The organism is Pantoea cypripedii (genome assembly GCF_011395035.1).
GTDB classification, from domain to species: Bacteria; Pseudomonadota; Gammaproteobacteria; order Enterobacterales; family Enterobacteriaceae; genus Pantoea; species Pantoea cypripedii_A.
In genome coordinates this window covers 1,959,286-1,985,339 of sequence record NZ_CP024768.1, presented here as the reverse complement: position 1 = coordinate 1,985,339, position 26,054 = coordinate 1,959,286, and the positions used below count along the sequence as shown (strand labels likewise).

21 protein-coding genes and 1 pseudogene are annotated in these 26,054 nt (G+C 55.4%); 9 read left to right on the top strand and 13 right to left on the bottom strand.

Annotated features, from left to right (window positions below; translation table 11 throughout):
- Positions 1 to 2 precede the first annotated feature (2 nt).
- The 3 genes from CUN67_RS09295 to CUN67_RS09285 form a co-directional block, all read right to left on the bottom strand.
- Entirely contained in the window at positions 3 to 377 is a 375-nt protein-coding gene (locus tag CUN67_RS09295; RefSeq protein ID WP_208714996.1) for a nuclear transport factor 2 family protein, read from the bottom strand.
- On the bottom strand, positions 377 to 1,159 hold the full coding sequence (locus CUN67_RS09290; protein ID WP_208714995.1) for an SDR family oxidoreductase: 783 nt from the start codon (positions 1,157 to 1,159) through the stop codon (positions 377 to 379). The genes CUN67_RS09295 and CUN67_RS09290 overlap by 1 nt, the downstream gene beginning before the upstream one ends.
- Positions 1,160 to 1,419: 260 nt before the next feature.
- Positions 1,420 to 2,127 carry a pirin family protein gene (locus tag CUN67_RS09285; protein ID WP_208714994.1) on the bottom strand — a complete coding sequence of 236 codons (708 nt, stop codon included), beginning with the start codon at positions 2,125 to 2,127 and terminating at the stop codon, positions 1,420 to 1,422.
- A 166-nt stretch (positions 2,128 to 2,293) separates the two neighbouring features.
- On the opposite strand from CUN67_RS09285, the gene CUN67_RS09280 reads away from it, so the two are divergent.
- Positions 2,294 to 2,869, top strand: a complete 576-nt coding sequence (locus CUN67_RS09280) for a TetR/AcrR family transcriptional regulator (RefSeq protein ID WP_208714993.1) — start codon at positions 2,294 to 2,296, stop codon at positions 2,867 to 2,869.
- A gap of 1 nt (position 2,870) precedes the next feature.
- On the opposite strand, the gene CUN67_RS09275 is transcribed toward CUN67_RS09280, so the two are convergent.
- The 5 genes from CUN67_RS09275 to CUN67_RS09255 form a co-directional block, all read right to left on the bottom strand.
- Positions 2,871 to 3,464: a TetR/AcrR family transcriptional regulator gene (locus CUN67_RS09275; protein ID WP_302882429.1), complete on the bottom strand. Its 594-nt coding sequence runs from the start codon at positions 3,462 to 3,464 to the stop codon at positions 2,871 to 2,873.
- 117 nt (positions 3,465 to 3,581) lie between these two features.
- Positions 3,582 to 5,009, bottom strand: coding sequence for an efflux transporter outer membrane subunit (locus CUN67_RS09270; RefSeq protein WP_208714991.1), 1,428 nt, complete (start codon positions 5,007 to 5,009; stop codon positions 3,582 to 3,584).
- 1 nt (position 5,010) lies between these two features.
- Positions 5,011 to 8,172, bottom strand: a complete 3,162-nt coding sequence (locus tag CUN67_RS09265; protein ID WP_208714990.1) for an efflux RND transporter permease subunit — start codon at positions 8,170 to 8,172, stop codon at positions 5,011 to 5,013.
- A gap of 2 nt (positions 8,173 to 8,174) precedes the next feature.
- A complete protein-coding gene (locus tag CUN67_RS09260; protein WP_208714989.1) occupies positions 8,175 to 9,332 on the bottom strand; it encodes an efflux RND transporter periplasmic adaptor subunit in 1,158 nt (385 codons plus the stop codon).
- A gap of 230 nt (positions 9,333 to 9,562) precedes the next feature.
- Positions 9,563 to 10,222, bottom strand: coding sequence for a glutamate racemase (locus CUN67_RS09255; RefSeq protein ID WP_208714988.1), 660 nt, complete (start codon positions 10,220 to 10,222; stop codon positions 9,563 to 9,565).
- 130 nt (positions 10,223 to 10,352) lie between these two features.
- On the opposite strand from CUN67_RS09255, the gene CUN67_RS09250 reads away from it, so the two are divergent.
- Positions 10,353 to 10,973, top strand: coding sequence for a LysE family translocator (locus CUN67_RS09250; RefSeq protein ID WP_208714987.1), 621 nt, complete (start codon positions 10,353 to 10,355; stop codon positions 10,971 to 10,973).
- Positions 10,974 to 11,037: 64 nt separating this feature from the next.
- Here the strand turns inward: CUN67_RS09250 and CUN67_RS09245 are convergent, their stop codons facing one another.
- Positions 11,038 to 13,398 carry a membrane-bound PQQ-dependent dehydrogenase, glucose/quinate/shikimate family gene (locus CUN67_RS09245; protein ID WP_208714986.1) on the bottom strand — a complete coding sequence of 787 codons (2,361 nt, stop codon included), beginning with the start codon at positions 13,396 to 13,398 and terminating at the stop codon, positions 11,038 to 11,040.
- A 631-nt stretch (positions 13,399 to 14,029) separates the two neighbouring features.
- On the opposite strand from CUN67_RS09245, the gene CUN67_RS09240 reads away from it, so the two are divergent.
- Complete coding sequence (locus tag CUN67_RS09240) at positions 14,030 to 14,998, top strand: GT-D fold domain-containing glycosyltransferase (protein ID WP_208717138.1); 969 nt, start codon at positions 14,030 to 14,032, stop codon at positions 14,996 to 14,998.
- Positions 14,999 to 15,100: 102 nt separating this feature from the next.
- Here CUN67_RS09240 and CUN67_RS09235 read toward each other — a convergent pair whose 3' ends face one another.
- The 3 genes from CUN67_RS09235 to CUN67_RS09225 form a co-directional block, all read right to left on the bottom strand.
- Positions 15,101 to 15,733, bottom strand: a complete 633-nt coding sequence (locus CUN67_RS09235) for a DapH/DapD/GlmU-related protein (RefSeq protein ID WP_208714985.1) — start codon at positions 15,731 to 15,733, stop codon at positions 15,101 to 15,103.
- A 118-nt stretch (positions 15,734 to 15,851) separates the two neighbouring features.
- The gene (locus CUN67_RS09230; RefSeq protein WP_208714984.1) at positions 15,852 to 17,258 is read right to left on the bottom strand and encodes an MFS transporter; all 1,407 of its coding nucleotides are present in this window, start codon (positions 17,256 to 17,258) and stop codon (positions 15,852 to 15,854) included.
- Positions 17,259 to 17,907: 649 nt separating this feature from the next.
- Positions 17,908 to 19,023, bottom strand: coding sequence for an ABC transporter substrate-binding protein (locus tag CUN67_RS09225; RefSeq protein ID WP_208714983.1), 1,116 nt, complete (start codon positions 19,021 to 19,023; stop codon positions 17,908 to 17,910).
- A gap of 320 nt (positions 19,024 to 19,343) precedes the next feature.
- On the opposite strand from CUN67_RS09225, the gene CUN67_RS09220 reads away from it, so the two are divergent.
- Genes CUN67_RS09220 through CUN67_RS09195 form a run of 6 tightly spaced genes read left to right on the top strand, consistent with a single transcriptional unit; the run spans position 19,344 to position 25,727 of the window.
- Complete coding sequence (locus tag CUN67_RS09220; protein WP_208714982.1) at positions 19,344 to 20,498, top strand: mandelate racemase family protein; 1,155 nt, start codon at positions 19,344 to 19,346, stop codon at positions 20,496 to 20,498.
- A gap of 60 nt (positions 20,499 to 20,558) precedes the next feature.
- Positions 20,559 to 22,190 (top strand): ABC transporter substrate-binding protein, encoded by a 1,632-nt coding sequence (locus CUN67_RS09215; protein ID WP_208714981.1) that lies wholly within the window; start codon positions 20,559 to 20,561, stop codon positions 22,188 to 22,190.
- A complete protein-coding gene (locus CUN67_RS09210) occupies positions 22,187 to 23,212 on the top strand; it encodes an ABC transporter permease (protein ID WP_208714980.1) in 1,026 nt (341 codons plus the stop codon). Before CUN67_RS09215 ends, CUN67_RS09210 begins: the two co-directional genes overlap by 4 nt.
- Positions 23,209 to 24,114, top strand: coding sequence for an ABC transporter permease (locus tag CUN67_RS09205; RefSeq protein WP_208714979.1), 906 nt, complete (start codon positions 23,209 to 23,211; stop codon positions 24,112 to 24,114). The genes CUN67_RS09210 and CUN67_RS09205 overlap by 4 nt, the downstream gene beginning before the upstream one ends.
- Positions 24,086 to 24,952: an ABC transporter ATP-binding protein gene (locus CUN67_RS09200; protein ID WP_208714978.1), complete on the top strand. Its 867-nt coding sequence runs from the start codon at positions 24,086 to 24,088 to the stop codon at positions 24,950 to 24,952. The genes CUN67_RS09205 and CUN67_RS09200 overlap by 29 nt, the downstream gene beginning before the upstream one ends.
- A 19-nt stretch (positions 24,953 to 24,971) precedes the next feature.
- Positions 24,972 to 25,727: an ABC transporter ATP-binding protein gene (locus CUN67_RS09195; RefSeq protein WP_208717136.1), complete on the top strand. Its 756-nt coding sequence runs from the start codon at positions 24,972 to 24,974 to the stop codon at positions 25,725 to 25,727.
- A gap of 89 nt (positions 25,728 to 25,816) precedes the next feature.
- On the opposite strand, the pseudogene CUN67_RS30260 reads toward CUN67_RS09195, so the two are convergent.
- Positions 25,817 to 26,054, bottom strand: a pseudogene (locus tag CUN67_RS30260) (integrase core domain-containing protein); the annotation flags it as partial.

Here is a 26,054-nt window from a genome sequence, read left to right as displayed (position 1 = left end):
TGTCAGACCTGATGAGGAGTTAACTGCGAAAGCAGAATTTGCCAGCCGCGAGCGGTGTGGCGCAGTACCAGCGTCGAGAAGCCGTAACGTTCCGCTTCTTCTCCGGTTTTCAGCCTTACCCGGTTCCGGGTATTGCCAGTCAGGATGGCAATATCACCTTCTATATGGATTGCCAGCGGATCACGCTGAATGGCCACAAATCCGCCCATCCGGGTGACATGCGCCAGAAACTGCGCCTTGTTATGCACCATGCCGGTACTGTGGATATGGATGAGATCCGTAGCCAGCATGCTGTCGAGCGTTTCCACGTCCGCCGCGATTAGCACCCGTTGCCGCTGCTGTTCAAACGCCAGCAATTGATTAATCAGCTCAGTCATCAGATCAACCCCGGATAGGAACCGCCATCCAGTTGCAGGTTCTGACCCGAAATAAACCCGGCCTGCTGGCTGCACAGAAATGCACAGGCGGCACCAAATTCAGCCGGTGTGCCATAGCGTCTGGCGGCAATGGATTGCACGTTCCGCTGGCGCGCTTCTTCACGGCTGATGCCTTCTTTGGCGATTAAGCGTTGCAGCATAAATTCCTGGCGTGGCGTATCGATCCGTTCCGGCAGCAGGTTATTTATGGTGACGTTGTCACGCACCACCTCCTGGCTGATCGCTTTGCACATGGCCGTTAATGCCGCGCGCGCCGAGGTGGAGAGGCCCATCATGTAATGCGGCGTTTTCACCATTGCCGAGGTGATGTTGATAATGCGGCCAAAGCCCTGGGCCTGCATGGCAGGCAACCAGGCGCGAATCAGCTGAATCGCAGGAATAAAGTTGGCTTCCATCGCGTCATGCAACGCGCTCGCTTCCCAGTCCGTTAATGTCCCGGGCTGCGGCCCGGCATTGTTGGTCACGAGGATATCGACCTGCGGTAAAGCGCTGAGGATGGTGCTACGCCCGGCCTCGGTGGTTAAATCCGCGCAGATATAGCTGACTTCTGCTGCTGGATTCTCCTCACGCAACCGCTGTGCAGCCTCCTGCAATTTGGCTTCATGGCGTCCGTTCAGCGTGACGCGCACTCCCTCTGCCGCCAGCGCCTGCGCACACGCCAGCCCCAGTCCCTGAGACGACGCGCAGATAAAAGCGATGTGATTGCGAATGCCCAGATCCATGATTTCTCCCTGCATTGGTGGCGTGGATGAAGATGCGATAACGAATAATTCGATATATCTGGTATTACGATATGTCAGAATATTGCACGGCTCGGCGCTGCAAAACTAAGAGGCGGGTCACGGATCGTTAACAGGATGTGAAAATGAGAAGTGTTTTGATCGTAGGGATGAATGAGAAAATCAAAAACGCGTGATAAATCACGCCGCTACGGAATGTGCGGTTATCAGCATTGTTGCCAACAACCGCACCCGGCTCGCGCCTACAATTGCCCGCTGACGGTACCGCTCAGCACGGCGGGCGCATCGGCTTTCACCAGGAAAGCGATCAGCGTGGCATCACGTTCGCCGCGTATCTCTGGCAGTGACACGGCATCGCTGATGGCATCACCTTTATGCAGGCGCTGATCGCCCACCCGCACGACGCCGTCAAGCAGCGTTACCCAGACGGCAAAACCTTCCCGCTGCGGCAGTGCCAGCTGCTGGTCACGAGCCAGTTTCAGGTCATAGATATACACCGCCTGGCGTAACGTCAGCGGCGCATCGCTGCCTTCAGGTCCTGCCAGTAATGTCCAGTCATTCACCGCCGCACCTTCTGGCCGGGTGAATTGCTGCACACGCCCTTCTCCCCCCGCGCTGGCGGGCCGGATATAAGCCTGCAACATCTCGGTTTCGATCAGCGGTGCGGATTCCTCATGACGCAGACCGTCACCGGCATTCACCACCATCACGCGTTTGGCGTTAAGCGGCGTGCGCTCGCCATCTTCATGCTGATGCTGGGAGGAACCGCGCCAGACATAAGTGAAGATTTCGTCATTCTGATGGCTGTGCATCGGTACGCGCGCGCCGGTTTTCAGCGTCATCTGGTCGACAATCGCCAGCGGGCCAAAAGCCTCGCCTGGACGCTGGCGGCGAATGGTAAAAGGACCATATTCAAACAGCTGGTCGCGCTGGGCACGTAACACGTTCATTATCAGCCTCCACAAATTCAGTTGATGGCGATCATGATAGTGACTGAAAAATTGCACACCAGTAGGTGGATTTGCTCGGTTAAATCAAATTTTTTGACAATTGATAATTCGCTATGCCTGAGGAAATTGCGTAAAATAAGCGCTTATTCTCCGCAGGCCACGCATAATGAATCGGACAGAACAAATTCTTAACGCAGCAGAACAATGCATGCGGCTTAAAGGTTTTCACCAGACCTCAATCCAGAATATTGCCCGTGAGGCAAATGTCAGCGTGGGTTTGATTTATAAATATTTCACCAATAAAGAGTCGATTATCGAAGCGCTGGTGTTAATCATCACGCAACGTTTAAAAGATCGCTTAAATGATGATCTGGAAAAAATTGCCAAATCAGGGGGTCAGGCACGCCTGCCGTTGTTTTCTGCCGGGCTGGTCCCGCGTGAAGTGGAAAATGATATTGTATTATTAATGGAAATATCGTCTGAATCGATGCGTAACCCACGCATTATGCAAATTATGGCCAATGCCTGGCAAAATCTGAAAGATAATTTCATTGCTAAAGAACAGGCACTGCATCCTGAGAAGGACAGCAATGTTATTCATACCCGCCTATATGTGCTGTCCCTGATTATTGACGGCATTATTATCCGCCGCAGTATGAAACAGCGCGACATCGCGCCATCCTTTGTACCGTTCTTTGATGGCATTATCAATGATGTGAACAATACCTCAGTTAAACAATAAATTACGGCAACAAATGCTGGCTAAGGATCGTACTGAGACGCGTCATCTCCTGTTGATCTAAATCGGCATCGACAAAAGTACGACAGGCCACACCATCAATCAGCAGTAACAAAAAATGGATCTGATTAAAACGCTGCTCCGCAGTCGCCTGTGGTTCCCGTTGCTGAAATACACTATCAAGCATGGTAATTAATTGCTGCTCTTGCTCAGCGAGAATGTCACGCACAGCGGCATTACGTGAAGCCTCAGAATAGACTTCCAGCAATAAACACTGGTCCTTAATTGACCATCCCTGCCAGAAAACGGAATCTCTGGCAATAATATCCGCCACCTGCGGTTGCTGGCTGAGTTTATTTTCCAGAAAGGTGCGCCATTCTGTCGCTATGACTTTTATCGTTTCGATGACTAATAATTCTTTACTGCTGAAGAAACGATATATTTGTGCAGCACCCAGCCCACTTTCAGCACTCATATCTGCCATGCTGGCCCCATGAAAACCAGAACGACTGAAACAGACTTTCGCCGCCGCAATAATCAGCTGTTGGCGCTGGAGTGTAAAATCTTCATTATCTGACCTGGCCAATTGAACCCTCATAAAAAGTAGCGGCGCGATTTATCGCGCTATTTTCAGCGACTGCGCAGTATAAGCAAATTCGCGCGATAAATCGCGCCGCTACACACCGTGGGCCGCCAGCAATCGACCCACGGGATTTTACAGCTTAAGTGCTGACTCTTTCAGCGCAGTCCCGCCGCCCATCACTTTGTAGAAGATGATGAGGTTCAGGTAATACGCCTGTTGCGTGGTCACCAGACTGGTGCGCGCGCTATACAGCGTGCGCTGCGCGGTCAGTGCATCCAGGTATGTATCAATACCGTTACGATAACGCAGATCTGCCAGATGGTAGTAAGTCTGCGATGCCGTCACGTTATTACGCTGGCTGCTTAACTCGTCGTTGATGGTGCCACGACGTGCCAGCGCGTCCGCCACTTCCTGGAAGGCGGTCTGCACTGCTTTTTCATACGCCGCGACGTAGTATTCCTTCTCTGCTTTGGTGTATTTCAGCTGCGAAATATTGTAGCCACCGGTGAAGATCGGCAGTGAGATACTCGGCGCAAACGACCAAATCCCGGCACCATTTTTAAACAGTGAAGAGAGTTCGGAACTGCCAACACCGCCGCTGGTGGTCAGCGAGATGGTGGGGAAGAAGTTGGCGCGCGCCGCACCAATGCTGGCATTGGCTGACTTCAGGTTATGTTCCGCTTCCAGCACATCCGGGCGATTCAACAGCGCATCCGACGAAACACCCGCTGGCACCTCGCGGAATGCCTGCCCCAGCGCATCAATACCCTGTGGCAACAGGTTATCCGGCACGCTGCGCCCCACCACCAAATCCAGCGCGTTTTTATCCTGCGCCACATCCGTGGTGTAACTGGCCACATCCGCCATCGCCGAATGATACGTGGTTTCAGCAGAAGAAAGGTCCACCATTGAGGCGGTGCCATGCTCCATCTGCTTACGCGTCACCTCCATCGACTGGCGTGCACTCTCTGCCGTATCTTTGGCGATCGCCAGATTGCTGCGATCGGCCGCCAGCTGCAGCCAGTAATCCGCCGTGTTGTACAGCACGGTCAGACGCGTACTGCGTGCGCCCTCCAGCGTACCGAGATAGGTTTCATACTGCTCGCGCGTCAGGCTCTGGTTTTTGCCAAACAGATCCAGTTCGAACGAACTGACGCTGCCTTCGGCTTCATAACTGTTGCTGATCGCGGTCTGATTACCTTCGCCCGTGAGGGCGCGTGAACGGGTGCCACTGACGCCAGCATTGATGGTCGGGAACAACTCCGACCGTTCCTCACCGTACTGCGCATGGGCGGCTTTGACACTGGCAACCGCTTCACGTAAATCGCGGCTACTGTCCAGCGCCATCGCCACCACCTGACGCAGTTGCGGATCCAGAATATATTCCTGCCAGCCGATATCCCGGTAATTAGCCGCCTGAGTCCCCTGCAATGAACGATAGGCCTCGCCGGAAGGCATGGTTTTGCTCACCGGTGCGTCGGGTCGTTTATAGTCCGGGTCAAGTGAGACACAGCCCGCGAGGAAACAGGGTAAAAATACCACTAAAAGTTTTGCTGACATGTTATTCCCCCGTCTTCTCAGCAGTTGCAGTGTGGCTTGCATGGCTATGCGGCATCCCAGGGAATACGCGACGAACCAGCACAAAGAACAGCGGAACCAGGAAGATAGCCAACAGCGTGGCGGAAAGGGTACCGCCGATAATCCCCGTACCAATGGCGATGCGGCTGTTAGCCCCCGCACCGGTCGATATTGCCAGCGGCAATACCCCGGCAGTAAACGCCAGCGAGGTCATAATGATCGGACGCAAGCGCATCGATGCCGCATGCATCGCTGCTTTCACCAGGTTTTCCCCTCTGCGGTAGTTATCTTCAGCGAATTCCACGATCAGGATGGCATTCTTGGTCGACAGGCCAATGATGGTCAGCAGAGCCACCTGGAAATAGACATCGTTTTCCAGACCGCGCAGCGTAATCGCCAGCAGTGAACCAAACACGCCCAGCGGCACCACCATCATTACCGAGAAAGGCACCGACCAGCTTTCATACAGCGCCGCCAGACACAGGAACACCACCATCAGCGAAATGGCATACAGCGATATCGCCTGGTTACCGGCCAGTCGCTCCTGATAGGACAAACCACTCCACGCGAACGTGGTGCCTTGTGGCAATTTGCTCGCCAGTTGCTCCATCGCCGTCATCGCATCACCGGAACTTTTGCCGCTGGCCGACGAACCCTGAATCTCATAGGACGACAGACCGTTGTAACGGGACAGCACATCCGGGCCATAAGTCCAGTGCGAGGACGAGAATGACGAGAACGGCACCATCGTGGTGTCACCGTCGCTATCGGTTCCCGTCACAAACCATTTATCGATATCCTCCGGTTTGCTGCGGAATTCCTCATCCCCCTGCATGTAAACCTTTTTCACCCTGCCGCGGTCGGTGAAGTCATTGACGTACGTTCCACCAATCGCCGCGCTGAGCGTGCTGTTGATGTCGCTGATGGTCAGACCGAGTGACTGGGCTTTCTCGTCATCAATATCCACCTGTAGCTGCGGCAGATCAGGCAAGGTATTGGCGCGCACGCTGCTCAGAACCGGGTCCTGATTGGCTTGCGCAATCAACTGGTCGCGGAGCTTCAGCAGTTGGGTACGATCGGTGGTCCCACGTCCCTGTAACTCGAAGGTGAAGCCATTCGACTGTCCCAGGCCCGAGATGGACGGCGGCGACAGGACAAACACCTGCGCATCACGGATACCGGACAGGTTCATCATGGCGCGTCCGGCAATGGCGTCAGCGGTATTGGCCGCGCCCTTACGTTCGCTCCAGTTTTTCAGGGAGATAAAACCCACACCGGCATTCTGCCCGCTACCGGCAAAGCTGAAGCCGTTCACCAGCATGCTGACGTTGACGTTATCTTTCTCTTTAGTGGCGAAGTATTGCTGGATCTGACGGCGCACTTCGCTGGTACGGTTTTCCGTGGCCCCCGGAGCCAGCGTGTACTGCACCATGATGTATCCCTGGTCTTCAGTCGGCAGGAAGCCGGTCGGCAGACGCAGATACATAAAGGCGCAGCCAATCAGCAGCACCGCGTACAGCAGCAGGTAACGCACCGAGCTGTGAATCACATGCCCGACTTTATCGTGATAACGCGCCTGGATTTTCTCGTAGCTGCGATTAAACCAGCCAAAGAAGCCTTTCTGCCCGCTTTCATGATCGTGCGGTTTCAACATGGTGGCGCACAGCGCCGGGGTCAGTGTCAGGGCGACGATCACCGACAGCACCATCGAAGACACAATGGTGATGGAGAACTGGCGGTAGATAACGCCGGTAGAACCGCTGAAGAACGTCATGGGCAGGAACACCGCCGACAACACCAGCGCAATACCGATCAGCGCACCGGTGATCTCCTTCATCGATTTTTCGGTCGCTTCCCGTGGCGGCAGATGTTCTTCACGCATCACGCGCTCAACGTTTTCGACCACTACGATGGCATCGTCCACCAATAGCCCGATGGCAAGCACCATGCCAAACATCGTCAGGGTGTTGATCGAGTAGTTAAACACCGCCAGCACGCCAAAGGTACCGAGCAACACCACCGGAACGGCAATCGCCGGGATCAGGGTGGTACGGATGTTTTGCAGGAACACAAACATCACGATCACCACCAGCACAATGGCTTCGACGAGGGTTTTTACCACCTCTTCAATCGAGATTTTAACGAAGTCGGTACTGTCGAGCGGATAAGCGATGTCGTAACCGGTTGGCAGGCTGCTACGGAACTCATTAACCGTGGATTTGACCACCTCGGCGGTCGACAACGCGTTCGCACCGGATGCCAGCTGAATCGCGATACCCGAAGCCGGATGACCATTAGCCAGCACGTTAGCGCTGTAATCGTCATCGCCCATTTCTACGCGTGCAACATCGCTCAGACGCACCACCGAACCATCTGTCTGACTTTTCAACACGATATTGCGGAACTGCTCTGGCGTTTGCAGACGCGAACGGGAACGTACGGTCGCCACCAGTTGCTGCTCTTTACTGGCGGGTTGCGCCCCCAACTGACCAGACGACACCTGGGTGTTCTGGGCTTCCAGCGCAGTTTCCACATCAGAAGGCATCAGTGAATAGGAAGCCAGTTTCGCCGGGTCCAGCCAGATACGCATCGCGTATTCCGCACCAAACACCTGCACGCTACCTACGCCTGGCAGACGCGCCAGGGTGTCTTCCATGTTACTGACCAGGTAGTCAGCCACGTCCGCAGACGTACTTTTGTTGTTTTTATCGTACAGCGCCATGATCAGCAGGAAGTCGCTTTGTGCCTTCTCGACGGTCACACCCTGCTGGGTCACCGCATCCGGCAAACGGCTTTCTGCCTGCTGTACCTTGTTCTGCACCTGTACCTGGGCGATATCAGGGTCAGTACCCTGTTCGAAGGTCACGGTGATTTTGACCTGGCCGGTTGACGCAGTGCTGGTTGACGAGAAGTACAGCAAACCGTCAAGACCGGTCAGCTGTTGCTCAATCACCTGAGTGACGCTGCTCTCCAGCGTTTCCGCTGACGCACCGGTATAGGTGGCCTGAATGCTGATTTGCGGCGGTGCCACATCAGGGTATTGCGCAATCGGCAGACTTTTGATGCTGAGGATACCGAACATCATGATGCAGATGGCAATAACCCAGGCAAACACCGGTCGGCGGATAAAGAACTGAGCCAACATAATCAGTTTCCTCCGGCGGTGTTCGCGCTGGTGTCAGTCGTGGTGGTGCCTGTTTCTACCGCTTTCACTGTCTGGCCCGGCTGCACTTTGCCAGTGCCTTCGACAATCAGTTTGTCGCCACTTTGCAGGCCACTGTCGATCAGCCATTTGTTGCCAATCACGCGATCGGTCACCACTTCACGGCTTGCCACTTTGTTGTCTTTATCCACCACCAGCGCGGTGGCATTACCTTTCGCATCGCGGGTAATGCCTTGCTGCGGTGCCAGGATCGCATCGTTTTTCACACCATTGGTGACGCTGGCGCGCACGTACATGCCCGGCAGCAACTGATGATCCGGATTGGGGAAGATGGCACGCAGCGTGACCGTCCCGGTCGATTCATCCACCGAGACTTCGGTCAGCTCCAGCTTGCCGGGGTGATTGTAAGTGGAACCGTCTTCCAGCTGCACTGTCACTGGCACCTCATCGCTGCTCTGGTTCAGTGACGCCTGCTGGCGTTTCAGCTTCAGCAATTGCACGCTGGACTGCGTCAGATCGACATAAATCGGGTCGAGGGCACGAATCGTCGCCAGCGCCGTGGTCTGCTCGGACGTCACCAATGCGCCCGGTGTCACCGATGAAATACCAATGCGCCCGCTGATTGGGGCTTTGATTTGGGTGTAATTCAGGTTGATACGCGCGCTTTCCACCGCGGCTTTGTACTGCGCAACCGAGGCAATATTCTGCTGGTACGTGGCTTCCGCATCATCGGCATCCTGGCGGGAAACGCCATTCTCTTTCACCAGCGCCGCATAGCGTTCTGCTTTGAGCTTGCTGCTTTTCACCACCGCGATGGCATTTTTAAGTTGCCCGACCGCTTCGTCATAGCTGGCCTGATAGCTGGCGGGGTCAATCTGATACAGCACCTGACCGGCTTTGACCTCATCCCCTTCGGTAAACAGGCGTTTCTGGATAATTCCCCCCACCTGCGGACGTACATCTGACGTCATGGTACCGGTGACACGCCCTGTCAGTTGACTGGTGAGTGTAACCGGTTCTGTTTGTAGCGTTTTTACGCCAACTTCCGTGACCATTGCCCCGGGTTTGTTCTCTGCACTCTGGTCGCAGGCGACAATGAGAAATGCCAGACCCGCAATGACATACCGCTGAAAAACCATCATGGTTAACCCTATAGTGAACGTTCATTCTCAGCGCGGGAGTCTAACAAACAACCGTTGATGGTGTATGTAAGTAAAGTGAAAAGATCGAACATGCCGCATGATTGGCACCTTTGCGGCATTTCCGGGGGACGCTGATAGTTGACCCGTAGCGGCGTGATTTATCACGCGGGGTTTAGCGGCACGGTGCACAGAATTGCGCGATAAATCGCGCCGCTACGGCTCCCTGGGGATTATTGACCGGGTTGCGACAAGCCAGAGCGATTCCTTGCGCAACGCAATGCCAGCTGCGGGCTGGTTAACGGGCGCTGATCTTCGCTGAAATCCTGCGCTGCGATGGTCATCGACACCTGCGCCAGCGCCACATTCGCGGCCCCCTGCTTGCGGGCCTGTTCCACGGCATCCTTAATCAGACGCCGATATCCCAGCAGATCACCCGATTTATAGGTTGCCCAGGCATCCGGGATCAATCGCACTTCGGGTTGCTCCCCAGCGTTTTCTGGCGGGCAAAACAAGGCTGTGGTCGCTGCCAGCGTTGATTCTGCCGCGCACAACACCACGGATTTACCTGCCCGGCGGTGTACTTCGTCCGCCAGCATCCCGTCGGTGCGCCAGACGACGCAGGGATTGGCCTCGTTGTGAAAATTATCTGCCACCGGCCCCAGGGTAGAACAGGTAATCAGAATCGCGTCAAACCACGGCGTCAGGCTATGCAGCAACGCAGTCAAACGCATCTGCTGCTGCGAGGTCATGCCACCGCTCAACTCCGCTTCGGCCAGCAGATGGGGCATCACCAGATGGCTTAACTCCGTGGGTGCCATGCCAAGGCTGGCTGCGGCCTGGTCAAAAATAGTGATATTACTGGCGGCGGTATGTAAACAGGCGATGGTCATAGAAAATCCTTTCTGTGATTATTTGCGGATACTCATTACTATCCTGCTTAGCCACATTGCATTAGTCACGAATTTTCATCAGAATTATTTCACATTGCCATCAGCAGCTTATCACCCACCGCTTGCCATTATGGATTCGAATCTCGTTGCGTTTATTATCGCCATCCTGCCAATCGCCTTGTCACCGGGAGCCAGCTTCACGCTGGCGATTAACAATACCCTGACGACAGGTTATCGTGGTCTGGCGGCGATTATTATCGGGACCACCCTGGGGATCTATACCCATGCGCTGCTGATTGGTTCCGGGATCAGCGCCCTGCTGCTACGCTCTCCGGCTGTTTTTACCCTGCTCAGTTTCGCCGGGGCCTTTTATCTGTGCTGGCTCGGGGTACAACTGATCAAGCGGGGACGCAATGTGGCTTCGCCTTATGTTTCCCGTCGTCCCCGGCAAGCCACCATCAAAGATGCCTGGCTGGCCAATGTGCTGAATCCCAAAGCGGTGATGCTTTACCTCACCGTGGTGTCACAATTTGCGGGTAAACAGGCGGCGTTAAGTCATTTTTTACTGCTGGCCACGATACATATTGTGATCATGAGTCTGTGGCTGGTGGTGGTATGTTGCGTCCTGCTGACCTCGGCCAGGCTTATCAATATCCAGAAAATCGGTTACTTCATTAACGTGGTGGGGGGAGCGGTGCTGGTGATTTTTGCGCTGCAAAACTTCGTGCAACTGCTGCTTCGATTGACGTAGCGGCGCGATTTATCGCGCCGCTACGGGCATACGCCCTGAATCGTTCAGAGCGTATGTTATCCACTTACTTCAGACGGAACGCCACTACGCTGTCACCCTGCTGGGTGCCGAGTGAACCGTGTCCACCCGCAGCGATAACCACGTATTGCTTACCATCTTTGCCCATAAAGGTGGCGGGTGTGGCCTGTGCGCCAGCGCTCAGTTCGGTCTGCCACAGCAGCTCACCGGTAGTGCTGTCATAGGCACGGAAGAAGTTATCTGCCGTGGCACCGTGGAACACCAGATCACCCGCGGTGACCAGCGGACCGCCATGCGCCACCATCCCCATAGGGAAACCCAGTGGGAAACGACCCGGCAGGAAGCTGGTGTTGAGGTTTTTGGTGGTACCGACACGACGCAACCATTCAGTTTTACCGGTCTTCAGATCGACACCCACCATACGGCCCCACGGCGGCGCAATACAGGGAATGCCAAGATCAGACGCCAGCTGCTGAATATGGATAGCGTAATCACCGTGGAAGTTTTCATTCCAGTAAGGCTGACCATCTTTGGTGAACATCCGTTCGGTGGCGGTCTGCGGTGTACGCTTGATCAGCGTGTATTTGTAAGCCAGACGCACCGGCGCAGCAATCAACAGCTGACGCTGCGGATCAACGGCGACAGAACCCCAGTTAAACACCCCGATGTTGCCAGGGAAGATCAGCGAGCCGCTTTCGGTCGCTGGCGTCCACGGGTTGCCATCGTAACGCAGCGTGCGGAAATCCATGCGGCATGCCATCTGATCAAACGGCGTGATACCCCACATCGATTTTTCCGTCAGCGGCTGCGGAATAAAGTTCAGGCTTGAGACCGGTTGTGTCGCGGCAAATTTCTCACCGGCAACGCCACCTGCGGTGGAGACCTTCACCTGATTCACCGGATAGACCGGCTCACCCGTCAGACGATTCAGGACAAACAGGTTGCCGGTTTTCGTCGGCAGGATCACCACTGGCTCACGCTTGCCCTGATAGTCGATATCCACCAGTGACGGCTGCGACGGATTGTCACGGTCCCACAGATCGTGGTTTGAACTCTGATAACGCCATTTAAAAGCACCGGTGTGCAAATCCAGCGCCACCAGCGCATCGCGGAACTTCTCGGTATTACTGCTGGCATCACGTTCAATGCCGACTTCATCCGGCGAGGCATTACCAAATGGCACATATACCAGGCCATTTTTCATGTCAGCACTCAGCGTGCCCCAGGCGATCGGGGTATCCTGCGGGTAAGTCTGACCCGCAGCAACCGGGGCGGTGTTTTCCGGGTTGGCCGGATCGAAGTTCCACACCAGGCGGCCACTTTGCACGTCATAAGCACGAATCACGCCAGACGGGTTGCCGCTGTTAAAACCGTTGTCCATCACCGAACCGCCAACAATCACCAGATTGCCCGCCACTAACGGCGCTGCGGTCTGCATCAGCGCGTGTGGACGGACTTCACCCATATTGCTGTGCAGATCAACCACACCGTTGTTACTGAAATCGGCACAAGGTTTACCAGTATCAGCATCCAGCGCAATCAACTGTGCATCGGTGGTGGCATTGAAGATCCGCTTCCGGCAAAGAGCCGGTGTGATGGCAGCGTTGTCCGCAGCCACCGGCGTTTGCTGGTAATAACTCACGCCGCGGCAGGTCTGGTGCTGTTGCAGATACGAACGATCTTTAGCCGGGGTGTATTTCCACTTCACCGCCCCGGTTTCCGGGTCGAGAGCATGTACTTCGTTGTGCGGGGTGCAGAAATACAGCATGCCATTGGCTTTCAGTGGCGTCGCTTCGAAGGTGTATTCGCTGGCGTCATCCCCCTGACGCAGATCGCCGGTGTGGTAGGTCCAGGCCACCTCAAGGTTGTTCACATTGTCTTTAGTGATTTGATTCAGCGCCGAGAAACGCAGACCATCGGTGGAGCCGCCATAGGCTGTCCAGTCATCCTTCGCGCCCTGCTCACTGCTCTGTGCGCGTTCATTACTGATGGTGCCCGCTTGCGGTAACGGATCATAGAAACACAGGCCGATGACCACCAGGATCATGACAATAACCGTGCCACCGAGGAACGGATGGAAACGACGTTGCGCCTGATAAAGCGGCTTCACCACCCACGGCATCGCCAGCCACAGGCCGATGACACCAAACAGGTCACCACGTGGGATCCATTGCCACTTATCAAAGCCCACTTCCCAGATGATCCACACCAGCGTCATCCACATCAGGACGGCGTAAAGCGTCAGCGCGCTTCGCTGTTGTCTGAACAGTAAAATGGCGGTGATCAGTAACCCCACCGCCATCAAGGCGTAAAACGCACTCCCCCCCAGCATCATTAATTTGCCACCCATGTAGAGCAGCGCGATGCCCAGTAGCGCCAATACGATACTGGTAAGTTTATTAACCATGCTTATCCCTCAAGCCTTTGCAAAATCAACCAACGTCTCTAAAAGAAATCTACAGATTCTCAACATAATTTTAACCTGAGTTAATAAAATGCTAAAACCATTTGCTAAATGTGTCATTAGTAACGTTTATGTATTTAACGTAACTTATCTCATGACTCTGCCTGCTGTGCCCTTGTGAGAATGAAATTACGTTTCATTATTGGTAGGGAGAATTAATCATTAATGCGGATAAATAGCATCTTTTGTTCAGCGATGGCTCAGAAATCAAGCATCTGAAAAAACAGGTAGGTCGATAACGGCTCTTGTCCGTAAGACAAAAAGTTTCCCCCGCAATGATTGTGCTCTTTCAGGGGATGTGCGCCACGACGCTGATGATTTCATTAATTATCATCAATTGAATTTATTTAATCAGTGTTTTTTATTGCGCTAAGGATTGTCCTGGATCGCGGATTAAAACCTGCCGATTTTATTCATATTTTATTTTAAACGGTCAACGGGATTAATTATTAATCATAAGAAAGTCTGCAAGGCAGCCAATTTGGGAGTTTCCTCAGACGCCAATAAACAACATGCCGTGATATAAGTCACGCGACTGCTCTGCGGCAAGCCCGCCAATAACAGAAGGTTAATGATGATCAGCGCTAATTCACTTTATCGCAAATTACGCTTTCCGTTTAAACTCACCCATGCCGCATTAAAATACCCGCGGGCCAATGCGCGTGTTAAACAATATAAGGTGCTCTCACCTGATCAAACTATTGATCTGCTGTTGAAAAACGATCACCTCTCCATCAGCCGCTATGGCGATGGTGAGCTGGAGATGACGCTATTCAAAAACATTGGCTTCCAGGCTTTTGATGAGCGTCTCTCCATTCGTTTAAAAGACATTATGCGCCGTGGCGTTAATGATAATCCCAGTTGCCTGCTCTGTATGCCCGATGCTTTTCGTGGTACGGGGAATATGCGCTTCGGTTCGGCCCTGTTCTGGTTTTTCCATAAAGCATTTTGCTTTTTACGATATGAGCCATTATTAAGTAGAAAATATCTGTACGGTAATACCTCAGTGACCAGACCGTACCACGATTATAAAGATAAGGCCTTATCGGGTGTGATTTTCACCAAATTTAAACAGCTATTTGAAAATAAAAAAATTTTAATTGTGGAAGGCAGTGGCACACGTTTAGGTATGGGTAATGACTTGCTGGCAGGAGCGGCGGAAATCAAGCGTATTACCACGCTGAATCGTAATGCTTTTTCACTCTACAATGATCTCTTCAGTGCCGTGCTGGCACATGGGCGTGATTTTGACATGGTATTAATTTCTCTTGGCCCTACTGCGACAGTGCTGGCTTATGACCTGAGCCAGCATGGCATTCGTTGTATTGATAGCGGCCATATCGATATTGAGTATGAATGGATGCGAAGTGCGGCGCGCGACAAAGTGAAGGTGGCCGGAAAAAATGTTAACGAAGTTGGCGTGTTGCTGAGCGATGAGGTACGCGACAATGATGAAAATTATCGCAGCCAGATTTTGCTACATGTGGGATTGAAACCGGAAGTGGTGCCGACAGCCCAGCCGCTGCGTCAGACAATGCTGTGAATGGCTGGCAACGTCGCTTCATCGCAAGCAATCTCAAAAATGGGTCATTTGAGATTGCTTGCGATAACCAGGTGGGGCAAACCACAAACGCGTCGGTTGGACTTACTGACCGTGCCGCTGGCAAAACGCGTCAATATCACCGGACTGAAAATCCGCCAGATGTGCCATGATCTTCTCCAGCGGCCAGTGCCACCAGGCGATCGCCTGAAGCTGCGCGGCGATGGCCGGTGTGAAGCGCACGCGAATTGGCCTGGCAGGTACCCCACCTACGATGGTGTAAGGTGGCACATCTTTGCTCACCACTGCCCCCGCCGCCAACACCGCCCCATCACCCACCGTGACGCCGGGCAGCACAATCACACCATGACCAATCCAAACATCATGGCCGATGACCACCCGATCGGCACGGCGATTGGCAAAAAAGGAAGCATCGCGTTGCGCCCGATGATCATAATATTCCGGGCAATAAGTAAAACGATGCTGTGAAGCCCGATCCATCGGATGATTCGGTGCGCCAATGCGTACCTGATTGGCGATGGCCGTGAAGCGGCCAATTTGCGCATCCGCAATGCAGCAGTGCTCACCTACGTAAGAGAAATCCCCCAGCTCGCAGTATTCAAGGTAACTGTGTGCGAGGATTTCACATTGCTGACCAATGTGGGTCTCGCGCATACGCACGCTGGGATCGATGACGGTATGTTGCAATTTGGCCGGTTGCACAGCAGCGAGTGCCATAGCGAAAACTCCGAAGTGGTCAGATGTCTGGATAACCTGGCTGCCACAGGGCAGCGACGAGACATCAGCTTAACCGGCCAGGATGACAGCCAGATGGCAAGATACATACCGTATTTGTTCACTGTTTCAGCAGTTGCTGCCCGGCATTCTTTTCCAGCCGATAGACATTGATCAGCGAACAGGCCACCAGCAATGACACGCCGATAAAAGCCACGTTCACATCCGCCTGGCCTGGCACGCTACTCTCCCGCCATCCCATCGAGATACGCATCAGCAGCGCGGCAATCGCGATCCCGGCACTCATGCTGAACTGGAAGAAGATACTGAAAATTACCGACGCATCCGCCATCTTCTCCTGAGGTACATCGGCGAATCCGAGGCTGTTATAGCAACTGAACTGCAGCGAGCGCGTCAGGCCACCAATAAACAGAATGGTGGCGATGGCGAAATAGCTGAGTGACGGGCTGAGCAGCACGCAACTGAGAATCGCCAGCAGGCTGATCAAACCATTCCACAGCAGGATGCGGCGGAAACCAAAACGATTCATCAGCCAGGTGGTGGCAGGTTTCATCGCCAGATTACCGGCAAACACCCACAACACCATCGATCCCGCCTGCACCGCACTCCAGCCAAAACTCAACTGAAACAGCAGCGGCAGCAGGAAGGGAATGGCATTGATGGAGGCACGGAAATAGGATCCGGCAATGGCTGTACTGCGGAAGGTGGGGATCGCGAGCGTCCCGAAAGGCAACAGCGGTGCCGGATGGTGCAGGCTGTGGCGATAGGTCAGCACTGCGCTGATGATACCCACCACCATCAGTAACAATCCGCCGGTCAGCTCGTTGTGTCCCAACAGTTCCAGCCCGGTAACCACCGCGACACAGGCTAAAGCAGTATAAACAAAGCCGAGGCCATCAAACGGTCGCGCTGAGGTGTTATGGGTTTTCGGTACCAGCCTGAAAGTGGCAAGCAACGCCAGTATGCCTAACGGGATATTCAGCCAGAAGATCCACGACCAATGACCATAGGTTACGATAAAGCCCCCCAATGGCGGCCCCAGCACCGGCGCAATCAAGCCAGGCCAGGTAATCACCGCGATGGTTTTCACCATGTGTTTTTTCGCCGTGACACCCAGCACCACCATACGCCCAACCGGCACCATCAAGGCACCACCGATCCCCTGCAATACCCGGCTAAAGGTGAAAAATGGCAGATTGTCGCTGACACCACACAACACCGACGCCAGGGTAAACAGCAGGATAGCGGCAGCAAACAGATTACGCGCCCCGATGCGTCCCGCCAGCCAGCCGCTGATCGGGATAAATATTGCCACGGCTAATAAATAAGCGCTGATGCCGACGTTGAGCGCCACCGGGCCAACGGCAAATTCATGCGCCATTTGCGGTATCGCGGTGACAATCACCGTGGCATCGAGGTTTTCCATAAAAAAGGTCAGCGCCACCAGCAGCGCCAGCCAGAGCGTACTGCCCGCGGTGGAGGGAGTGTGCGACGAGGGGTGAGACATTCCTGCGGCATCCTGTTCAGGTACAAATCGCGTGAAGAATCCACAGGATAGCCGTAGCGGCGCGATTTATCGCGCAGTTTTTTGTTGCGCGATAAATCGCGCCGCTATGGAAGGTGCCCAGGTGGCAGGCACGAAAAAAGGCGGAGTGGTTAGCTCCGCCTTGATTCAAGTTCCGATCAGTGTGCCTGACCGGTCAGTTGCAAAAGGGCAACGATGATCTGCAAGATGACGCGGACTAAATCCAGCAGCAATCTAATCAGTTCCATCACTTTCCTTCTCCTCTGACAGGAGCGCGCCTTCCGGCATCCGGGACTTTGACTCCACCCGCCGAACGCCTGAGCACATCTGTGAGGAGTGCTGAGCGACACTCATTGTGAAAGCCACAGGCCAGCACCATCTGGTACCTGCCGGGATTTGACAATCCGCGCCCCTGGGAGTCATCAGAAACAATGAAGTTACGCCCGACACTCAACACCTGTACAACCATACAGTAGTTGAGCCAAACTTGAAATCTTTCTCTGCACTATTTATGATGCGGGTTGTGAGGAGTGCTGAGCACCCCGTTCATCACGCGGTTACCAGCCGATGTGTGAACAGAAAAAAAGGATTTGGCGTTGCAGCCAAATCCTTTTTTATTGCCTGCGATTTATCAGGAACGATCAGCGGGCAGTGTCACCCAGTAACCTGGCTGATAAGGCAGCGGCAGAAACTTTTCATGAAACTCGCGGAAAGTGGCATCCGGATCGAGGTCAGCGAACAATTCCGGGTGTAGCCATTTTGCCAGCGCCTGAATGGCGACAAACTGATACGGGCTATCGTAAAACTGATGCCAGATCGCGTGGGCATTGCCGTTATGCGCCACCGGCAGGGTTTTGAACGCATCACGCATCATCAGGGTGCGCAGGCGCGCTTCGGCCTCCCCGGTATCGGCACCCGGCCCCACGCCGACCCATTTCCCCACGGTGTTGTAGTTTTTCCAGTTAGCGCCGGTGACCACCACCACATCCGGCTGGCTGGCAATAATCTGCTCCGGATTCAGGGTACCGAAGGTGCCAGGGATCAGATCCTTCGCGATGTTACTCCCGCCAGCTAACTCCACCATCTGACCAAAGTTTTCGTTACCGAATGACATGCAACATTCATCGGTATAGCCACCGGCACGATCAATCATCACTTTCGGGCGTTTGCCGTTAAAATTTTTCAGGCGATCGGTCACCTTAGCAATGGAGGCGCGGCGAAAGGCGATAATCTCCTCCGCACGCTGCGGATTGTTGACCAGTTCGCCCATAATGCGGATGCTTTGTTCGGCATGTTCCATCGGTTTTTCACGGAAATCGATAAACACCACCGGAATCCCCACCGCCTGCAACTTCTCGATCAATTTACCTTCGTCGGTCGCCGCTTTTGATTCGAGGTTCATCAGCACCAGATCGGGTTTCAGCGTCAGCGCCTGCTCGACATTAAAGGTGCCATCTTTGGCCCCGCCAAAGGTCGGTAGCTGCTTAATCTGCGGATAACGCTTTTCATACGCCATATAGCCGTCGTAATCCGCTTTGTGGAAATCATCACGCCAGCCCACCACGCGCTGAAACGGTGCCTGCGTATCAAAGGCCGCCAGCAGGTACATCTGCCGCCCTTCGCCCAGAATGATACGTTTTGACTCCTGCGCCACCTCGACCTGCCGCCCGGCAACATCGGTAATGACTTTGGCGGATGCACCACAGGCAACCGTCAGCAACCCCAGCGCTAACATCCATTTCTTCATGTGATCTAACCCTACAAATGATAATGATTATTATTAATGCATTTCGCGGCGTCACTATTACCTGGCGTGAACAAAATGAAAAGCCCCCGGCGACACATTTTTTTACATTCCTCCCGCTGTGTCACCGCTCACAAAACGCCCTCCTTTCGTGAAAACGCTCACAGCCCACCATGCAATTGCCCAATTTATCGCCGGAATGATCCGCGTTTTGGCTAATGCGTTAACAAAAGGTGAAGACTAAATTACGAAATGAAACACCGTTTTAATTTTATGATAACGCCCGCCCCGGGCATGGACATGTGTTTACCGGAGGAGTTGCCGTGAAGATCAGCGCCATTGATGTCACCCTGTTTACCTACCCCACACGCCGCGTAGCCGATAGCGCCGGGCATTCGCATCCTGGTGCCGAAAGCGACGCACAACTGGCGTTACTGACCCTGACCAGCGAAGACGGCCACTGCGGCTACGCTTTTGCACCCGCCGAGGTGATCCGGCCGCATGTGGTGAATGCTTTCTTTCGTAAGGTGTTACTCGGGCAAAACGCTTTTGATCGTGAACGGTTGTGGCAGGATCTGGTGCACTGGCAACGCGGCAGCGCCCATCAACTGACGGAGCGCGCGCTGTCGGCGGTGGAGCAAGCGTTGTGGGATCTGATTGGCCGTAAATTGCAGCAACCGGTACACAAGCTGCTGGGTGGCTATCGGGAAAAAATTCCCGCCTACGGCAGCACCATGTGCGGCGACGAGCTGGAAGGTGGACTGTCGACCCCGGATGAATACGCTCGTTTTGCCGAACAGCTGGTGACGCGCGGTTATCGTGCCATCAAGCTGCATACCTGGATGCCCCCGGTGTCGTTTGCCCCCAGCCCGGCGATGGATATCAAAGCCTGTGCCGCCGTACGTGAAGCCGTGGGACCGGATATCGCCCTGATGCTGGATGGCTACCACTGGTACAGCCGCAGCGACGCTCTCACCATTGGTAAGGCCCTGGAAAAACTCAACTTCACCTGGTTTGAGGAGCCGATGGAAGAAGAGAGCATGGCCTCTTATGCCTGGCTGGCGAATAACCTGAGTATTGACGTGCTCGGCCCGGAAAGCCTCGGCGGTAAACACCATAGCCGCGCCGACTGGGTGCAGGCGGGTGCCTGCGACATTTTACGCGCCGGTGCCAATGGCGTGGGCGGTATCTCTGCCACGCTGAAAGTCGCCAGTCTGGCCGAAGCCTTCGGCATGGATTGCGAAGTTCACGGCAACGGTGCCGCCAGCCTGGCCGTGGTTGGGGCCATCCGCAACTGTCGCTGGTATGAACGCGGCCTGTTGCATCCCTTCCTCGATTATGAACAGCCCCCGGCGTATCTCCACAGCCTGGTCGACCCCATGGACAGCGATGGTTTTGTCCATCTGCCAACCCGTCCTGGTCTTGGGGAAGACATCAACTTTAGCTGGATTGAAACCCATACCCTGAATCGCTGGTAATAAACCGACACAAGCAGTACGGCAAACAACAATAAACCTCTGACCTGCTGGACTTTGCTTATGAACCTCTTTACCCGTTGCACAACGTGCTGCGTCACATTGCTGCTGCTGACGGCTAGCCCCGCTGGACTGGCCGCCACACCCGACGATCAGCTGATCGTCGGGATGAATATGAACAACCTGCTGACGCTCGATCCCGCCGCCATGACCGGCAATGAAGTGGTGGGTATCGTGGTCAATTTGTATGACGGACTGGTCGAGCTGGATCCACGCCAGCTGACTGATGTCCGTCCGGCGCTGGCGCAAAGCTGGGAGATTAGCCCGGATAACCGGCAGCTCACCTTTCACCTGCGTGACAATGTCACCTTCCATTCCGGCAACCCGCTTTCCAGCGCCGACGTGGTGTGGTCGATGCGTCGCGTGCTGCACCTGAACCTGGCGCAGGCCTCGGTGTGGAAATCCTACGGTTTTAGCAAAGACAATGTGGACCAGCTGATTAGCGCCCCGGATGCACGTACCGTGCAGATCCGCCTGCCTAAGCCGAACGATCCGCGACTGGTGCTTTATTCGCTGGCGGCATTGGGCAGCATGGTGGTGCTCGACAGCAAAACCGTGCAGGCCCATGCCAGCAATGGTGACTGGGGTAACCGCTGGCTGACCACCCACGAAGCCGGGTCCGGCCCGTTCCGTCTTGATGTCTGGCAGGCGAAAGACGTGCTGCGGATGAATCGCGCGGAAAACTACTGGCGCGGTGCGCCGAAGCTGTCACGCGTGGTGTTCCGCCATTTACAGGAATCACAAACCCTGCGGCTGATGATGGAAAAAGGCGATATCGATATTGCCAGCAATATGGCGATCCCCGATGTCAAAGCGCTGCGTCACGACCCGGATCTGACCATCGATGCCGTGCCGAAAGGCACCCTTTATTATCTGGCGATGAGCATGAAGGATGAGCACTTCGCCAACGCCAAAGTACGCGAGGCGGTGCGTTACCTGGTGGATTATCAGGGGATCAATCATACCCTGATGGCCGGTTATGGTGAGCTGCATCAGCGCCCGATTCAGGCCGGGATGCCCGCTACCCTGCCCGACCCCGGCTACAAACTGGATATCCCGCGCGCCAAAGCCCTGCTGACGGAGGCCGGTTATCCACACGGCTTTGATACCACGCTGCGCGTGCTGGCTGATCAGCCGTTTCTCAATATCGCCATCGCTATTCAATCCACCCTGATGCAGGGCGGCATTCGCGCCAAAATCATTACCGGCACCGGTAACCAGATCTACGGGGCGATGCGCGAACGTCAGTTCAACCTGCTGGTCGGGCGTGGTGGCAGCGGTGTGGAACCCCATCCCCACTCCAGTCTGCGTTCGCTGGTGTACAACCCGAATAACGCCGACAGCGCCCGGCTGACCAACTTCCAGGGCTGGCGCACCGGTTTCTATGATGCGCAGCTGAATCAGATGATCGACCAGGCGCTACTGGAGCGCGACAGCGCCCGTCAGCAGCAGGATTACTTCGCGATCCAGCGCCGTTATGACCAGCTCATTCCGGCGCTGATGCCCATTTCCCAGATGGTTGACTCGGTGGTGGTCAACAACCGGGTGCAGGATTATGTGCCGCATCCCTCGGCGACCACCTTCTTACGTGACGTATGGAAAACGCCGGACAGCCTGGCGGGAGGTGCGCAATGAAACTGACGCGAAGCCACTGGCGCAGGCTGCGCAGCCGTGGATGGCAGGTGATGATTACCCTCATGGGGCTGCTGTTGCTGACCTTTTTTATTGGTCGGGTGATGCCGCTCGATCCCGTGCTGGCGATTGTCGGCCCGGATGCCGACCACGCCACTTATCAGCAGGTGTATCACCAGCTCGGCTTTGATAAACCGCTGTGGGTACAGTTTGGCATCTACCTTAACGGCCTGCTGCACGGCAATCTCGGCCAGGCGCTGCTAACCGGGCAACCGGTGATCAACGATATTCTGCGCGTCTTCCCGGCAACGGTGGAACTGGCCACGCTGGCGATTGTCATCGGCACCGGGCTGGGTGTGCCGCTCGGTGTCTGGGCGGCGGCACGCCGCAACGGCCTGGTGGATTATGCGGTGCGCATCATCAGCCTTGCCGGTTATTCCACGCCGATCTTCTGGGTTGGCATGATCGGCCTGTTGCTGTTTTATGCCCATCTCGGCTGGGTCGGGGGGGCCGGACGGGTGGATTTCAGCCTTGATGGTGTGGTGCCGCGCCGTACCGGTTTGCTGCTGGTCGACGCGCTGCTGGCCGGTAATGGCACGGTATTCGCCAACGCGCTGAATCACCTGATTCTGCCCGCCTCGCTGCTCGGCTTCCACTCGCTGGCTTACATCAGCCGTATGACGCGCAGCTTTATGCTGGCGCAGCTATCGCAGGAATTCATTCTGACCGCGCGTGTTAAGGGATTGACTGAGTGGCAGGTTATCTGGCAGCACGCTTTTCGCAACATTCTGGTCCAGCTGCTGACGGTGGTGGCGCTGGCTTATGGTTCACTGCTGGAAGGCGCGGTGCTGATTGAAACGGTGTTTTCCTGGCCGGGATTTGGTTCCTATCTCACCGGCAGCCTGATGCTGGGCGATATGAATGCGGTAATGGGCTGCGTGCTGGTAGTCGGCCTGATTTTTGTCCTGCTCAACCTGATTTCTGACCTGCTTTATCAGGTATTCGACCCGAGGACCAAAGTATGACGATTTCGCTGGAAACACCTTACGCCAGCGGCACACGCGAGCGCCTGGAACGCTGCCGCCGTCTGGCGGCCCGTAGCGGCCAGTTTCTCTGGCGTATGGCCTGCAATCCGCTGACCGCCATCGGGGGCGCGATCATCCTGCTGCTGCTGGTGACCGCGCTGTTTGCACCGTGGATTGCGCCTTATCACCCGCTGATTCAGGACCTGAATAACGCCCTGAGTCCCCCCAGCGCACAGCACTGGTTTGGTACCGACGAATTTGGTCGCGATATTTTCAGCCGCCTGGTATGGGGCGCGCGTATCACCCTGTATATCGTGCTGCTGGTGTCGGTCACCGTCGGGCCGATTGGCCTGCTGCTCGGCGTTACCGCCGGGTATTTCGGCGGTAAGGTCGATAGCGTGCTGATGCGCGTCACCGATATTTTTATCTCCTTCCCCAGTCTGGTGCTGGCATTGGCGTTTGTTGCTGCGCTCGGTCCGGGCCTTGAGCATGTTGTCATCGCCATTACCCTCACCGCCTGGCCACCGATTGCCCGGCTGGCGAGAGCTGAAGCCCTGTCGCTGCGTCAGGCAGACTTTATCTCAGCCGTGCGTTTGCAGGGGGCTTCCCCGGTGCGCGTCATCTGGAAGCACATTGTCCCGCTGTGTCTGCCGTCAGTGATTATCCGCATCACCATGAATATGGCGGGCATCATCCTGACCGCTGCCGGGCTGGGTTTCCTCGGCCTCGGAGCGCAGCCACCGGACCCCGAATGGGGGGCGATGATCGCCAGCGGGCGCAGCTACATGCTGGAGTGCTGGTGGGTGGTGACGGTGCCGGGTCTGGCGATTCTGGTAAATAGTCTGGCGTTTAACTTCTTAGGAGATGGCCTGCGTGACATCCTCGATCCCCGTAGTGAATAACTCCCGACCGTTGCTTGATGTGCAGGATTTGCAGGTCAGCTTCGTCAATGGACGCCACAGCACCCCGGCGGTACGCGGCGTCTCCTTCCAGCTCGGCCAGGAAAAACTGGCGATTGTTGGCGAGTCCGGCTCCGGCAAATCCACCGTGGGCCGTGCCCTGTTGCAACTGCATCCCAAGAGTGCGCAAATCACCGCCCGGAGTATGCAGTTCGCCGGGATGGACCTGTTACGCGCCACACCGGCTGAGATGCGTGCCATTCGTGGCAAACGTATCTCGATGATCATGCAGGACCCGAAATACTCCCTTAACCCGGTGGTACGTATCGGTGAACAGATCGCCGAAGCCTGGCGCAGCCATCATCCCGGCCAGCGCGATGAAGCGCGGCAACGCGCGCTGGCGATGCTGGATGTGGTGCGCATCCGCGATCCCGAGCGGGTTTATCAGCTCTATCCCCATGAAATCTCCGGCGGCCAGGGGCAACGCGTGATGATCGCCATGATGTTGATCACCGATCCCGAACTGGTGATTGCCGATGAACCCACCTCGGCGCTGGATGTGTCGGTGCGGTTACAGGTGCTGACCCTGCTGGATGAGCAGGTGAAACAGCGCGGGCTGGGGCTGATTTTTATCAGCCACGACATCAATCTGGTACACCACTTTTGTGACCGGGTGCTGGTGATGTACGCCGGTCGCGTGGTCGAGTCATTAGCGGCGGCGGATCTGGGCCGGGCGCAGCATCCCTATACCCAGGGGTTGCTGGCGGCGTTACCCGATATGGACCAGCGTCGCCCGCGTCTGCCCGTGCTGCAACGCCAGGACAGCTGGCTGCAACCTTAAGGAGAGAGCCATGAAAGAGATGATCGCGGTACGTAATCTCAACCTCAGCTTTGGCGAAGATGAGCAACGCCATCAGGTGCTGTTCGACGTCAACCTGGCGGTGCGAACCGGGGAAATTTTTGGTCTGGTGGGCGAATCCGGCTCCGGGAAAACCACGGTGCTGAAGTGCCTCGCCGGGCTTTTCACCCACTGGCAGGGTGAGTTGATGATTGATGACCAGCCGCTGGCCCGTCGTATCGCACGCAACCTGTGCCGCAAGGTACAAATGGTGTTCCAGGATCCTTACGGTTCACTGCATCCCCGCCACACTATCGGCGATATTCTGGAGGAGCCGCTGCAGATTCATGGCATCGGTCAACGCCAGCAGCGGGTGATTACCATGCTGGAAAAAGTGGGGTTGAATCGCGCCTGGCTGACGCGCTATCCGCACCAGCTGTCTGGCGGACAGCGCCAGCGCGTGGCGATTGCCCGCGCCCTGATCCTGGAGCCTCGCGTGTTGTTGCTGGATGAACCCACCTCTGCGCTGGATGTGTCCGTGCAGGCAGAAATCCTGAATTTATTGAGCGATCTGCAACAACAGGAAAAGCTGACCTACCTGATGGTGACGCACGATTTGGGCGTAGTGGCGCATCTGTGCCATCGCGTGGCGGTGATGCAGCACGGCAAGGTTCTGGAGACGCTGGAAGTGGATGCGCTGGTGGCGGGTCAGGCAACGATGCCCTATAGCCAAATGCTGGTGGAGGCGAGCCGACATCCGCAGGTGATGCCGGTGTAGAGTGGGCCGTATTGACCTGGTCGGCATTAAGGTACGACCGGGCACATGGGTAACAGATCAGACCGGGCACATAGGTAACACATTTGTGCTCAGTCTATCCGGATAATACGTCTTTCAGACCGGTCGTAATACGCCAGGATCAGCCTGTCGAAGAGGATGACGTCCAGACCGTCATCCACTTCAACGAACCGCACATATTCTCCTCTCAGCGCTGCACTCACGAACAGCCTTCCTCCCAGACAGATATCTCCTTTTATTCCCACAAGGCGCAACTTCGACCCTTCCGGATAGCTCACCTCTGGCACTTTGCCATCCCACTGCCGTGCT